Annotated in this window: 11 protein-coding genes; 6 read left to right on the top strand and 5 right to left on the bottom strand. The window is 63.7% G+C overall.

Annotation, left to right across the window (positions count from 1 at the left end; genetic code table 11):
* Nucleotides 1-66 precede the first annotated feature (66 nt).
* On the top strand, nt 67-372 hold the full coding sequence (locus tag IDM28_RS15785) for a transcriptional regulator (RefSeq protein WP_101321275.1): 306 nt from the start codon (nt 67-69) through the stop codon (nt 370-372).
* A gap of 50 nt (nt 373-422) precedes the next feature.
* A complete protein-coding gene (locus tag IDM28_RS15780) occupies nt 423-1,307 on the top strand; it encodes a pseudouridine synthase (protein ID WP_101321272.1) in 885 nt (294 codons plus the stop codon).
* A gap of 47 nt (nt 1,308-1,354) precedes the next feature.
* Here IDM28_RS15780 and IDM28_RS15775 read toward each other — a convergent pair whose 3' ends face one another.
* Complete coding sequence (locus IDM28_RS15775; protein WP_188036432.1) at nt 1,355-2,920, bottom strand: methyl-accepting chemotaxis protein; 1,566 nt, start codon at nt 2,918-2,920, stop codon at nt 1,355-1,357.
* A 123-nt stretch (nt 2,921-3,043) separates the two neighbouring features.
* Nucleotides 3,044-5,785, bottom strand: a complete 2,742-nt coding sequence (acnA, locus tag IDM28_RS15770; RefSeq protein WP_150570727.1) for an aconitate hydratase AcnA — start codon at nt 5,783-5,785, stop codon at nt 3,044-3,046.
* A gap of 243 nt (nt 5,786-6,028) precedes the next feature.
* Between acnA and rlmM the strand changes: the two genes are divergently transcribed.
* A complete protein-coding gene (rlmM, locus tag IDM28_RS15765; RefSeq protein WP_181107904.1) occupies nt 6,029-7,105 on the top strand; it encodes a 23S rRNA (cytidine(2498)-2'-O)-methyltransferase RlmM in 1,077 nt (358 codons plus the stop codon).
* 13 nt (nt 7,106-7,118) lie between these two features.
* Here the strand turns inward: rlmM and dsbG are convergent, their stop codons facing one another.
* Genes dsbG through dsbD form a run of 3 tightly spaced genes read right to left on the bottom strand, consistent with a single transcriptional unit; the run spans nt 7,119 to nt 10,427 of the window.
* Nucleotides 7,119-7,877, bottom strand: coding sequence for a thiol:disulfide interchange protein DsbG (gene dsbG, locus IDM28_RS15760; protein ID WP_101321264.1), 759 nt, complete (start codon nt 7,875-7,877; stop codon nt 7,119-7,121).
* Nucleotide 7,878: 1 nt separating this feature from the next.
* Nucleotides 7,879-8,715 carry a TlpA family protein disulfide reductase gene (locus IDM28_RS15755; RefSeq protein WP_101321261.1) on the bottom strand — a complete coding sequence of 279 codons (837 nt, stop codon included), beginning with the start codon at nt 8,713-8,715 and terminating at the stop codon, nt 7,879-7,881.
* Nucleotides 8,715-10,427 carry a protein-disulfide reductase DsbD gene (gene dsbD / locus IDM28_RS15750; RefSeq protein ID WP_188036431.1) on the bottom strand — a complete coding sequence of 571 codons (1,713 nt, stop codon included), beginning with the start codon at nt 10,425-10,427 and terminating at the stop codon, nt 8,715-8,717. The genes IDM28_RS15755 and dsbD overlap by 1 nt, the downstream gene beginning before the upstream one ends.
* Before the next feature lie 182 nt (nt 10,428-10,609).
* Here dsbD and IDM28_RS15745 point away from each other — a divergent pair, with 182 nt between their 5' ends.
* From IDM28_RS15745 to IDM28_RS15735, 3 genes are all read left to right on the top strand, one after another.
* A complete protein-coding gene (locus IDM28_RS15745; RefSeq protein WP_101321259.1) occupies nt 10,610-11,284 on the top strand; it encodes a response regulator transcription factor in 675 nt (224 codons plus the stop codon).
* On the top strand, nt 11,281-12,603 hold the full coding sequence (locus tag IDM28_RS15740; RefSeq protein WP_103438045.1) for an ATP-binding protein: 1,323 nt from the start codon (nt 11,281-11,283) through the stop codon (nt 12,601-12,603). The genes IDM28_RS15745 and IDM28_RS15740 overlap by 4 nt, the downstream gene beginning before the upstream one ends.
* A 114-nt stretch (nt 12,604-12,717) precedes the next feature.
* Nucleotides 12,718-14,121: an aspartate aminotransferase family protein gene (locus IDM28_RS15735; protein ID WP_150570731.1), complete on the top strand. Its 1,404-nt coding sequence runs from the start codon at nt 12,718-12,720 to the stop codon at nt 14,119-14,121.
* Nucleotides 14,122-14,185 lie beyond the last annotated feature (64 nt).

Raw genomic sequence — 14,185 nt, 5'->3', positions numbered from 1 at the left:
CTGCCATTTGACGAAAGCCGGAACAACTTCGTATGCTGTATATAAATACAGTGTCAGGGTGAAGCGATGCTCAATGTCGAGCAACTGAAATACAGCATCAACAGGATGGCGCCCGAGCGTGTAGCCGACGCCGTTCTGGAGCTGCGTCTCGAGGGCCTGGTCACGGATGACCGGACGCCCTTTGGCAAGGTCCACTTCAATACCTGCTTCGCTGAAGTCGAGGCGTTGTTTCAACGGGCCGGATTTCACCGACCGCTGGATGTCGTCGGCTATCAAGGCCTGGTTTATGCGCTGTATGACCCTGGCCGCTGGGACGCCGTGCAGGTGCTGCGCTGGCTCAAGGTGCGCTGCGAGACGGCCGAAGCTGGCTGAGCTGCAGGGCATGGGTGATAATGCCGGCTTATTGACTGCCTGAGCCTGACATGAGCGCACCTTTCGATCCTGCACATCAACAAGCCAGCACGGTATGCCTGCCGCCTGGCGAGTGGAAGACGGTGCTTGATTGCTTGTGTGAGCACTTCAAGGCAATTGATCGCGAGCAATGGCTTGACCGTTTTGCCCGCGGTCGGGTGCTGGACGCTGAAGGGCGTGCAATCGGCGCAGATTTGCCTTACCGACGCGGCATGCGCCTGCATTATTTTCGTGAAGTGGCCAACGAGAAACCGATCCCGGTGCACGAATCGATTGTGCACATGGACGAGCACCTGGTCATCGCCGACAAGCCGCACTTTCTGCCGGTGACGCCCACAGGCGAATACGTCGAGCAGACTTTGCTCCGTCGGCTCATCCGCCGGCTGGGCAACCCGCACCTGGTGCCCTTGCATCGCATCGACCGGCATACGGCAGGACTGGTCATGTTCTCGGCCAACCCTGAGACCCGCAGCGCCTATCAGCGCCTGTTCCCCGAACGGCGTATCGACAAGCAGTATCAGGCGATTGCCGCTGCACTGCCTGAACTCGACTTCCCGCTGGTGCGACGCAGCAGGTTGGTGCACGGCGAACCGTTTTTCCGCATGCACGAGGTCCCCGGCGCAGAGAACAGCGAGACGCTGGCGCATGTGATCGAGAAAAATGGTGATTGCTGGCGCTATGGCCTGTCGCCGGTAACCGGCAAGACGCACCAGTTGCGCGTGCACATGGCCGCGTTGGGGGCGGGCATCTGCAACGACCCGTTTTACCCGCAGTTGCAGGCGGTCGAGGATGACTATCAACGGCCCTTGAAACTATTGGCGCAGAGCCTGCGCTTTGCCGATCCGCTGGACGGCAGCGAGCGCTGTTTCGAAACGCGGCTGGCGCTGGACTGGTAAACGGCCGTTACCGCAGGTTCCCCAGCGATAACGACTCCGTCAGCACATCAACGGTTGAAGCGCTCCACCAGTGAGTACTGAGTCCCCGCCGTGCCGGTCAGCTCTTCGCTGAGCAAAGCCGAGTGCTGTGCTTGTTCGGCGGTTTCGTCAGCAAGGCTGGCAATGGTGCTGATGTTGCGGCTGATTTCGTCAGCCACGGCGGTTTGCTCTTCGGTTGCCGCTGCGATCTGGGTCGCCATGTCGGTGATATTGGCCACCGCTTCGCTGATGCCGATCAGCGCCTGATCCGCTTCCATAACCCGGGCAACGCCTTCCTGCGCCTGGCGATGGCCACTTTCCATGGTCAACACGGCGCTGCTGGCCGTCTGTTGCAGCTTGGCAATCAGGCCGTGGATCTGCCCGGTGGATTCGGCAGTGCGTTGCGCCAGCTGGCGCACTTCATCAGCCACCACGGCAAAACCGCGGCCCATTTCGCCGGCGCGGGCGGCTTCGATGGCAGCGTTCAAGGCCAGCAGGTTGGTCTGATCGGCAATGCCTTTGATCACATCGACCACGCCGCCGATCTCGTCGCTGTCCTTGGCTAGTTGGGTCACGGTTTGCCCGGTTTCGCCGACTGCGGTGGACAAGCGAGCAATGGCCTCGCGGGTCTCCCCGGCGATCTGCCGGCCCTGGCTGGTCAGGCGATTAGCTTCCTGGGTGGCATCGGCAGTGCGCTGCACGTGGTTGGCAACTTCCTGGGTGGTCGCGGCCATTTGGTTGACCGCGGCTGCGACCTGCTCGGTTTCTACCCGTTGGCGTTCCAGGCCCGATGAGCTCTGGTGAGCCAGGACATCGGACTGACGCGCCTGCTCGCTCAGGTGTTCGGCGCTGTCCTGCAAGCGGGTCAGGCAGGTTTTCATCCGCGCGTCCTGGCTGAGCATGGCCATTTCAAGACGCGCCTGTACGCCGCGGCTGTCGGTGTACATCTGCGCGATCAGCGGGTCGGAGGTGGTTTGCTCAGCCAGACCGAGCAGGCGCTTGAGGCCGCGTTGCTGCCAGCTCAAACCGAGCAGGCCCAACGGTACCGACAGGCCGGCGGCGAGGGCGAAGCCCCAGGAATGGCCCAGCCAGTTGCCGATCAGGAAGCCGACCTGGCTGACCAGAATGAACGGCAGCCAGTCTTGCAGCACCGGCAGCCAACGGTCGCGGCGAGGGATCGCCGACTTGCCCTGGTTGAGGCGCTGGTACAGGCCTTCGGCACGGCGAATCTGTTCAGCGGTAGGTTTGACCCGCACCGATTCGTAACCGACTACCTGGTTGTTGTCGAAAATCGGCGTTACGTAGGCGTTGACCCAGTAATGATCGCCGCTCTTGCAGCGGTTCTTGACGATACCCATCCACGGCAGGCCTTGCTTGAGGGTCTGCCACATGTGGGCAAACACTGCTGCGGGGACATCGGGGTGGCGGACCAGATTATGCGCAGCGCCGATCAATTCCTCGCGTGAGAAACCGCTGATTTCGACGAAGGCATCGTTACAGTAACTGATCACACCTTTGGCATTGGTGGTGGAGATCAACCGCTGTTGGGCAGGGAAAGTCCGTTCTCTCTGGGTAATCGGCTGGTTGTTACGCATGGCTGCTCGGTCCGCAAGGCTTTCCATGGCTATCGGCATGGCTGCGGTTTTATTGAATGATTATTTAACCAGCGGCGGGCGAGAGAAGGGGCGCAGTGCGCCCCTGGGTTGATGAGATGGCGATCAGCTGGCGATCAGTTGCCGCAGCACATAGTGCAGAATGCCGCCTGCCTTGAAGTACTCGACCTCGTTGAGGGTGTCGATCCGGCACAGCACCTGGATGTCCTGTTGCTCGCCGTGTTCACGGTGGATGCGCAGGGTCAGGGTCATGCCCGGGCGGATCTGCGCGTCGCTCAAGCCGAGGATATCGATGCGTTCAGTGCCGGTCAGGTTCAGCGTCTTGCGGCTGTCACCGGCCATGAACTGCAAAGCCAGCACGCCCATGCCGATCAGGTTCGAGCGGTGAATGCGCTCGAAGCTCTCGGCCAGCACTGCCTTGACCCCGAGCAGGTTGGTGCCCTTGGCTGCCCAGTCGCGGCTGGAACCAGTGCCGTATTCCTGCCCGGCAATCACCACCAGCGGAGTACCTTCGGCCTGATAACGCATGGCGGCATCGTAGATCGAGAGTTTTTCACCGCTGGGCACGTGCACGGTGTTGCCGCCTTCTTCGCCGCCGAGCATCTCGTTGCGGATGCGGATGTTGGCGAAGGTGCCGCGCATCATTACCTCATGGTTGCCGCGGCGCGAGCCATAGGAGTTGAAGTCTTTGGGCTGCACGCCTTTGTCGCGCAGATAGCGACCGGCAGGGCTGTCGGCCTTGATGTTGCCGGCAGGGGAGATGTGGTCAGTGGTGACCGAGTCTCCGAGCAACGCCAACACACGGGCCTGCTGAATATCAGCGATCTCGGGCAGCGCCCCGCCGATGTCCTCGAAGAATGGCGGGTGCTGAATGTAGGTCGAGTCAGCCTGCCAGACATAGGTTGCCGCTTGGGGCACTTCGATGGCCTGCCATTGTTCATCGCCGGCGAATACCTCGGCGTATTCCTTGTGGAACATCGCGGTATCGACCTTGGCTACCGCATCGGCGATTTCCTGCTGGCTCGGCCAGATGTCGCGCAGGTACACCGGCTGGCCATCTTTGCCGACGCCCAATGGTTCTTGGGTGAGGTCGACGCGCACACTGCCAGCCAGCGCGTAAGCCACCACCAAGGGTGGCGAGGCCAGCCAGTTGGTCTTGACCAGGGGATGCACCCGGCCTTCAAAGTTGCGGTTGCCCGAGAGCACCGAGGCAACGCTCAGGTCAGCGGTACCGATGGCCGTTTCAATAGCTTCATCGAGCGGCCCGGAGTTACCGATGCAGGTGGTGCAGCCGTAGCCGACCAGGGCAAAACCCAGTTGGTCGAGATATGGGGTGAGGCCGGCAGCATTGTAGTAATCGGTGACGACCTTGGACCCAGGCGCCAGCGAGCTCTTGACCCAAGGCTTGCGGCTCAAACCCTTCTCGATCGCCTTCTTCGCCACCAGACCGGCGGCCATCATCACGCTGGGGTTGGAGGTGTTGGTGCAGGAGGTGATCGCGGCAATCACCACCGCGCCGTCGCGCAGGGTGTAGTTCTGGCCTTCGTGGCTGTAGTCGATCTGCCCGGTCTGGTCGGCATTGCCCACTGCAACGCCACCACCACCTTCGCTTTCGAGCCGGCCGACTTCCTTGGTGGCAGGTTTGACCTGCAGCTTGAGGAAGTCATCGAAGGCCTGGCTGACCTGACCCAAAGCGACCCTGTCCTGCGGCCGTTTCGGGCCGGCCAGGCTGGCTTCCACGGTGTCCATGTCGAGCCCCAGGCTGTCGCTGAACAGTGGCTCCTGGCCTGGCATGCGCCATAGGCCCTGGGCCTTGCAATAGGCTTCGACCAGGTCGACCGTGGCTTGCGGCCGGCCTGACAGGCGCAGGTAGTCGAGGGTCACCTGATCCACCGGGAAGAAACCGCAGGTGGCGCCGTATTCCGGCGCCATGTTGGCCAGCGTCGCGCGGTCGGCCAAGGGCAGTTCGGCAAGGCCGTCGCCATAGAACTCGACGAACTTGCCGACCACGCCTTTCTTGCGCAGCATCTGCGTGACGGTCAGCACCAGGTCGGTTGCAGTGATGCCCTCGCGCAGCTTGCCGGTGAGCTTGAAGCCAATCACTTCGGGGATCAGCATCGACACTGGCTGGCCAAGCATGGCTGCCTCCGCCTCGATGCCGCCCACGCCCCAGCCAAGTACACCGAGGCCGTTGATCATGGTCGTGTGCGAATCGGTGCCGACCAGGGTGTCGGGGAATGCGTAGACCTTGCCGTCTTCCTCGCGGGTCCAGACGGTGCGGCCGAGGTATTCCAGGTTGACCTGGTGGCAGATGCCGGTACCCGGTGGCACCACACTGAAATTATCGAACGCATTCTGGCCCCAGCGCAGGAAGGCATAGCGCTCGCCGTTGCGTTGCATTTCGATATCGACGTTTTGTTCGAAGGCATCGGCGCTGGCGTAGCGGTCGACCATCACCGAGTGGTCGATGACCAGGTCCACGGGCGACAGCGGATTGATCCGCTGCGGGTCACCACCGGCCTTGGCCATCGCCGCGCGCATGGCTGCCAGGTCGACCACGGCCGGTACGCCGGTAAAATCCTGCATCAATACCCGGGCAGGGCGGTACTGGATCTCGCGGTCGGAGCTGCGCGTGTCCAGCCACTGCGCCAGCGCCTTGAGGTCGGTGCCGGTGACGGTCTTGCCGTCCTCCCAGCGCAACAGGTTTTCCAGCAGAACCTTGAGCGACATCGGCAGGCGTTGCAGGTCGCCTAGCTGCTGTGCTGCTTCGTCGAGGCTGAAGTATTGATAGGCGCGGTCGCCTACCTGCAGGGTCTTGAGGGTGTTCAGGCTATCGAGCGAGGGCATTGCCAACTCCTTCTGCGCCGGTGCCCGGCCTCTTGTGCATGCCGGTGTCACCGCTCTGAATAGGTCCGCACGGCACGGACCTGGCTGAGTAGTCAGGTTAGGCCGAAATTGCGGCCATGACCCTGTACTGGACAGGCGGGGCATGTCGCTGGTTCCGATCTTCCTTTATCATCGCCGCCGTGCCGGTGCGTGTTGTGCGCTGGATCAAGGCTGACGATCGCCGTCAGCGATGTGGAGTGACAAATGAATACCCTGTTCATGCATTGCCGGCCTGGTTTCGAAGGCGAGGTCTGCGCCGAAATCAGCGAACACGCCGCCCAGCTTGGGGTGGCCGGCTATGCCAAAGGTAAAGCGCAGAGCGCCAGTGCCGAGTTCGTCTGCAGCGAGCCGGGTGCCGCCGAGCGCCTGATGCGTGAACTGCGCTTCGACAAACTGATCTTCCCTCGCCAATGGGCGCGTGGTGAATTTATCGAGTTGCCCGAAACCGACCGCATCAGCGTGTTGCTCGAGCATCTGGCAGCACTGCCGGTCGCCGGCAGCCTGTGGCTGGAGGTGCTTGATACCAATGACGGCAAAGAGCTGTCGACGTTCTGCCGCAAGTTCGAAGGGCCGTTGCGCAAGGCTTTGGAGAAGGCTGGCCGGTTGGTCGAAGACGCTCAGCGGCCGCGCCTGTTGTTGAGCTTCATCAGTGGTCGACGGGTGTTTGTCGGCCTTGCCGAAGCGGACAACTCGGCGCTGTGGCCAATGGGCATTCCGCGCCTTAAATTCCCCCGTGAGGCGCCCAGCCGTTCGACCCTCAAGCTGGAAGAGGCGTGGCATCAGTTCATCCCGCGCGATCAGTGGGAAGAGCGTTTGCAGGATGACATGACCGGTGTCGACCTGGGTGCCTCACCGGGTGGCTGGACCTACCAGTTGGTCAAGCGCGGCATGTTGGTTACCGCGATCGATAACGGGCCGATGGCCGAAAGCTTGATGGACACCGGCCTGGTGCAGCACCTGATGGCCGATGGCTTCACCTGGAAGCCCAAGCACACCGTGGACTGGATGGTCTGCGACATCGTCGAAAAGCCTGCGCGCAGTGCGGCCTTGATCGAGACGTGGCTGGGCGAGGGCTTGTGCCGTGAGGCGGTGGTCAACCTCAAATTGCCGATGAAGCAGCGCTACGCCGAAGTCCGGCGCCTGCTGGACCGCATCGAAGCGGGCTTCAAGGAGCGCAAGATCAGGGTCTCGATCGCCTGCAAGCAGCTCTATCACGACCGCGAAGAAGTCACCTGCCATTTGCGCCGGCTTGACCTCAAACCGCGCAACACGCGCGGCTGAGGCTCTGCCGGGATCAACGCTTGCCGAGAATTTCGCCGAGCTTGTCCGGCCGTGGTGCGCCTTGCTGACTTTGCAGGCGGCCTTGCGCGTCCTGGTAGAAGATCGCCGGGGTTGCCGATAGGCCGAGTTCTTCCATCACCGCCAGGTTGCTGTCGAGCTGTTGCTGGACGCTCTCGGGGATCTTGTCCAGCGCCTTGAGGGTGCTGGCCTTGCCAGAACTCTCGTGCTGCAGCAGGGCCTTGGCTGGGTCCTTGGCGGCCAGCAGGGCTGCCGATTTGCCTGGGCTGTCTTCACGAATGATGCCGACCATGATGTGCCGCAGCTGCACCTTGCCAGACTCGACCCACGGCCGTGCCTGCTGCCAGAACATGTTGCAGTAGGGGCAGTTCGGATCGCTGAACAGGTAGACCGTGCGCGGTGCATCGGCTTTGCCATCGGCAATCCACGCCGACTTTTCCAGCTTTGCCCAGATCGCCTTGCTCATCGGCGCATAGACCAGTTTTTCCAGTGGTTCAGCGCTCAGATCCTGGCCTTGCTCGTCAAACAGGCTGCCGACCAGCACATGCTTGCCGTCTGGTGTGAGATACAGGGCAATACCGTTGTTCTGGTACTCGGCTGCGTAGCCACGCATACCGTCTGGAGCGGCGAAGCTGCCCTTGATCACGGCGCCCTTGGCCTGCAGTTGCTGGATGGCCTTTGGCAGTTCTTCGGCCTGCAGCAAGGGCGCGGCGAGCAGAGCGAGGGTCAATGGCAGGAGTGCGGTCAAACGCATGTCAATTTCCTTTTGCAGCGGAGGCGGGCACATCGTCCCGCTCGAATGATTGCAGCGCGTGGCTCAGGCTGGCCCGGGACAGCTCGCCCAGGTGGCTGCCGACCAGCCTGCCGTCGGCGCTGTAGAACAGGGTGGTGGGCAAGGCCATCGAACCGACCCGTTGGGCCAGTTGGCCAGCGCCGTCGAACAGCACATGGGTCAGACTGAGGCCGGTGGTAGCAAGAAAGGTGCTGACGTTTTCCGGGGTTTCCCCTTGGTTGACGAACAGAAAGGTCACGTGTGGGTATTCGTGCTGGGCCTGTTGCAGCACCGGCATCTCGCGCCGGCAAGGCGGGCACCAGGTCGCCCAGATATTGATCACAAGTGGCTTGCCGCGGTAGTCGTGCAGCGCCATCGACTGGCCACTGGCGGTGCGCAAGGTCAGCTGCGGCAGCTCGGTGCCCTTGCTGTACAGGTGGCTGCCCAGGCTGGCCAGCACCCAGAACACACCGCCGCTGGCCAGCGCCCAGCCCAGCGGCCGGCGCAGGCCGGGTTGGCGCCAGCCCTGCCAGAGGGTGCCGAGCACGATCGCCAGCAAGCCGCCCCAGAGCAAGAAGCCGCCATCGCGGATATCGATGATCTGCAGCAGCTCATCGCGGTACATCGGCCAGTAGGCAAGCACGAAGGTCACGCGTGCACCCAGTACCCCCAGCAAGAACAGGTTGAATAGTGCCGACTCCGGGCTCTGGCCACCACGTCGGGCGACGGCCCAGCCAACTACGCAGGCAATCGCCAGCGCCGCCAGCATCAGCAGATGGTTCAGGGCCATGGTCAATGGCCCGAGGGTCACGCTCAGCATCAGCCTCGGCTCCTTGTCTGTGCCCAGTGTTGCAAGAATGTCGCCGCGTCGACTTCACCGGTGATGCGCCGGGGGCGGCGTTCGTCACCCTCTGGGCCGATCCAGATCAGGCTCGGTGGGCCCGGTACCTTGTAGTGTTGCAGCAACTCGCGACTGGATTGCGAGTCAGCGGTGACATCCAGCCGTAGCAGGTGCACACCGGCCAGGCTGGCTTGTACATCAGCGCGAGCGAAGACTTGTTTCTCCATGACCTTGCACGACACGCACCAGTCGGCATAGTAGTCGACCAGCACCCACTGGCCACGGGCCTTGGCGGCTTGCAGTTCGCGTCGCAGGTCCTGCGGCTGGCTGACGGTGATGAAGGCGTCTTCGGTTTTACCCGCTGAGCTTGGCGCACCGGCGGTAAACGGATGCAGCGGCTGCCATAACTCGCTGCCACCAGCAGCGGCGCCCACCAGCAGCAGGCCACCCCACAGCGCGCCGAGCAGTGGCAGCACACGCAGCGCCGGCAAGCGCTGCAGTGCGGGCCAGGCGGCCCAGGCCAGGGCAATCAGCCAGCTGCCGGCCAGACCCAGCAGTAGAGGCGCTGGCAGCAAGCCGCGGAGGGTGTACAGGGCCATGGCCAGGAAGACAAAGCCAAACAGGCCCTTGACCCGGTTCATCCAGGCGCCGGGGCGCGGCAGGACGCGGTTACCGAGGGTGACCAGCAACAGCAGTGGCACGCCCATCCCCAGGCCAAGGCTGAACAGCACCAGAGCGCCTTGCACGACATCGCCGCTCTGCGCGATATACAGCAGTGCACCGGCCAGCGGCGCGGTCATGCATGGGCCCATCAACAGCCCGGACAACGCGCCGAGCAGGGCTGCACCGTACAGGTTGCCACCGCGGGTGCCCTGGCCGGCCCGGTCGAGGCGGTCGCGCACGGCGACAGGCAATTGCAGCTCGAAGGCGCCGAACATTGGCAGCGCCAGCAAAATGAACAGCCCCGCCAGGCTGCCGAGCAACCACGGTTGCTGCAGCCAGGCTTGCAAGCTGGCGCCCAGCAGTGCGGCGATCACACCCAGTGCGGCGTAGACCAGAGCCATGCTCAGTACATAGACGCCCGCCAGCAGCCAGCCGCGGCGAGCGCTGGCGCCGTTGCCCAGCACCAGCCCGGCCAGGATCGGCAGCATGGGCAGCGAGCAGGGGGTAAAGGCCAGCAGCAGCCCCAGGCCAAAGAACGCCAGCAGGCCCCAGGCCAACTGGCCCTGCTGCAGATCACTTGCCAGCGCCTGGTCATCCGCCTGGCCTGCGCTCGTAGCAGGCGTGCTGCCGCCAAGGTCGATAACGGTGGTTTGCGGCGGGTAACACAGGCCAGCGTCGGCACAGCCCTGCCAGCCCAGTCGCAGCTGGCCACTGGCCGTCGCCGGGATCAGCAGCTCAAGCTCGCTGCGGTACACCGCACTGTCACCGAAGAATTCATCGTGATGGTTGAGTGCCGCTGGCAGCGGCGGGTGCTGCGTTGCATCCAGGCCGTCGAATTTCAGCCGCTTCTGGTACAGGTAATAGCCGTCCTTGATTTGAAACTGCACGCGCAGTTCGCCTGACGGCAAGCGCTCATGGGTGAGCATGAACGCCTGTTCCACCGGGAGAAAGTCAGGCTTGACCTCGAATGGATTGGCCAGCAATGGCCCGCTCATGAAGAATGTCAGCAGCAACAGAAAAACGCGCATGTCTGGGCCTTGGCAGTGCAGAAGAATGGCCATGCTGGATTGGCCTGATTAACCGAGGGTTAACCCGGTCCTACACGGGCCGTCCTACAGCCAGGCGCAGGCGACTAATCCAGCCGCACAGTCCATAATCCTGACTTAATCAGGCCATGGCGCAATAGCTCATCGCCTATTGGAGATTGACCATGCACGTACTGCTCTGCGAGGACGACGACCTGATCGCCAGCGGCATCTGCGCCGGGCTTACCGCCCAGGGCCTGACCGTGGATCGGGTTGCCAGTGCCTCGGCCGCCCGCGCGCTGCTGCAGGCGGCACAGTTCGACGTGATGATTCTCGATCTTGGCTTGCCTGACGAAGACGGCCTCAAGTTGCTACGGCGGCTGCGCCAGCAGGGCGAGAGCTTGCCGGTGCTGGTACTGACCGCCCGCGATGCGATCACCGATCGCGTCGCCGGCCTTGAGGCGGGCGCCGACGACTACCTGCTCAAGCCGTTCGACCTGCGCGAGCTGGCGGCGCGGCTGCACACCTTGCTGCGGCGCATGGCCGGGCGCGCAGTGAACATGATCGAGCACGGGCCGCTGCGCTACGACCCGAGTAGCTGCGAAGCCTATCTGGGCGACCAGCCTGTTGACTTGTCCCGGCGTGAACAGGCGCTGCTGCAGGCACTGCTGCAGAACAAGGGGCGGGTGCTCTCCAGTGAACAACTCAAAGACTGCGTCTACGGCTTCAGCGATGAAGTCGAGAGCAATGCCCTCAACGTGCATATCCATCACCTGCGGCGCAAGCTGGGCAACGGCATTGTCGAGACCGTGCGCGGCCTCGGTTATCGGCTGGGCCCGGCGCAGGTGCCCGCACCATGAGCCTGCGTGTACGCCTGTCGCTTATTCTGGGCAGCGCCTTCATCGTCATCTGGGCGCTTGCCGCGGCCTGGATGCTGCGCGACCTGCGCCAGCAGATGATGTTCTCCCTTGACCAGCGCCTGGTGGCCTCCGCGCGGATGGTTGCCGGGCTGATCGACCAGTTGCCCCAGCCCCTGGCGGGCAAGGGTGAAGAAACTCGCTTTGCCGCTGACCAGCTCAGCGTGCCGGATGGCATGGCCTGCCAGGTCAGTTCGCTGCGCGGCGAGATCATCGCCAGCAACCACAAGCACGAAGGCACCATGGACGACCAGTACAGCGGCTTTCGTGACCAAACCATCGACGGTGCAAGCTGGCGCACGTTCACCTACCACCGCGGTGATATCCGCATCACCACGGCGGACCGCCATCAAGAGCGCGAGGCGCTCAATCAATCGATCCTGCTGGCGGCTTCGGCACCGGTGCTGATGGCCTTGCTGGGCAGCCTGGGCTTGTTGTGGATCGGTCTGGGCAAAGGGCTGGAGCCGATCAATCGGATCCGCGATGCGTTGCGCAAGCGTCGTGTCGATAGCGTCGAGCCGCTGCAGGTCAGTGGCATACCGAGTGAACTGCAGCCGTTGGTGGAAACCCAGAATCAGCTGTTCCAGCGCATCGCCCAGACCCTTGAGCGCGAGCGGCGCCTGACCGACGACGCTGCCCATGAGCTGCGCAGCCCGCTGACCGCGATCAAGACGCACCTGCAGGTGGCACGCATGACCGACGGCGCCGTACGCGAGCAGGCACTCGAGCACGCCGAGCAGGGCACCGACCGCATGCACCGCACTCTTGAGCAGTTGCTGATGCTGGCGCGGGTCGAGGGCAGCCTGTCGTTTGACGACGGGGTGCAGTGCACTGCCGAGCAAGTGGCGCGCCAGGCCGTGCAGGATGTCGGCGCCGGTGACAGTCGGCGGATCACCGTACGCCTGCCGCAGGACGCCACCGAGGTTTACCTGAGCATGCCCGGCCCGCTGGCGGTGGCGGCGTTGCGCAACCTGCTCGACAACGCACTGCGCCATGGCGGTGATGCCGCCGTGGAACTGGAAGTGCAGATGGCCGACGGCCAGGCTGGGTTCCTGGTGCGTGACCATGGCCCAGGCATCAGCGCAGGCGATTTGCAGCACATGACCGAGCGTTTCTGGCGCAACAGCCAAAGTGGCGGTTGCGGCCTGGGCCTGGCGATTGTGCAGGCGATTGTCCAGCGCTGTGCCGGCAGCCTGCGCTTTGACAGCCGCAGCGATGGTTTGCGGGTTTGGCTGCAGGTGCCGACTCGGGCGGACAACTGAGTTTGCCGGCGGCGCCTTGGCCTGGGTTGGCCCAGGCGCAAAATGTTTGTAAATCCGTGACGGGCTGAAGCGTATTTCAAGCGATGCCACCTTTCGCTTGCAAGGGACTCTTCAATGTCGACCGCTTCCAGCCTTGCCCAGATCCTGCCGCTTGCCACGCCGCAGCCGTTGTATGAATTCGCCGAATCACCGTTGCTGCTGCGCCAGCAGCAGCAGGAGTCCAATGCGCGCAGCTATCCGCGGCGGATTCCGCTGGCGCTCAAGCGCGCCCGCGGGATCTATGTCGAGGACGTCGAAGGGCGGCAGTTCATCGACTGCCTGGCCGGGGCCGGTACCCTCGCGCTGGGCCACAATCACCCGGTGGTGGTGGCGGCGATCCAGCGTGTGCTGGCCGATGAACTGCCCCTGCATACGCTCGACCTGACCACACCGGTGAAGGACCGCTTTGTCCAGGACCTGTTTGCCATTCTGCCCGAAGCCTTGCGGCGTGAGGCGAAGGTCCAGTTCTGTGGCCCGACCGGCACCGACGCGGTGGAAGCTGCGCTGAAACTGGTGCGCACGGCGACCGGTCGCAGCACGGTGCTGGCGTTCCAGGGTGCCTACCACGGCATGTCGCAGGGGGCGCTGAGCTTGATGGGCAGCGTCGGGCCCAAGCAACCGCTGGGCGCGTTGCTGGGCAACGGTGTGCAGTTCATGCCGTATCCTTATGACTACCGTTGCCCGTTTGGCCTCGGCGGTGCCGCAGGCGTGCGCGCCAACCTGCATTATCTGCAGAATCTGCTGCTCGACCCGGAGGGCGGCGTGCCGCTGCCGGCAGCGGTGATCCTCGAAGTGATACAGGGCGAGGGCGGCGTGATCCCCGCCGATATCGAATGGCTGCAGGGCGTGCGGCGCATCACCGAGCAGGCCGGTGTGGCGTTGATCGTCGACGAGATCCAGAGCGGCTTTGCCCGCACCGGCAAGATGTTTGCCTTTGAACATGCCGGCATCGTGCCGGACGTGGTGACCCTGTCCAAGGCGATTGGCGGCAGCCTGCCGTTGGCCGTGGTGGTCTATCGCGACTGGCTCGACACGTGGAAACCGGGCGCCCATGCCGGCACCTTCCGTGGTAATCAGATGGCCATGGCGGCGGGCTCGGCAGTCATCGACTATTTGCTCGAGCATCGCCTGGCAGACCACGCCGAGGCCATGGGCCAACGCCTGCGTGGCCACCTGCAGCAGTTGCAGCGCAGCTACCCGCAGCTTGGCGATATCCGCGGGCGTGGCCTGATGCTGGGCGTCGAGCTGGTCGAGCCGAATGGGCCACTCGACACCCGCGGGCATCCGCCGGTGGCCCGCGAGCTGGCGCCGAAGGTGCAGCGCGAGTGCCTCAAGCGCGGTTTGATTCTCGAACTCGGCGGTCGGCATGGCGCAGTGGTGCGCTTCCTGCCGCCACTGATCATCACTGCCGAGCAGGTCGACGAGGTCGCGCAGCGCTTTGCCGAGGCCTTGCAGGCTGCGCTGGGGAGCTGCGGCTAATTCGCCGAAAAGGCGTCGAGGATGGTTCTGGGGGCGGGCTTGAGCGACAATGGTCGGCCATTCA

The organism is Pseudomonas sp. EZ-C24, from assembly GCF_014525325.1.
GTDB classification, from domain to species: Bacteria; Pseudomonadota; Gammaproteobacteria; order Pseudomonadales; family Pseudomonadaceae; genus Aquipseudomonas; species Aquipseudomonas shirazensis.
Note: the sequence above shows the minus strand (reverse complement) of the source record. Positions and strands in the feature narration are given on the sequence as shown.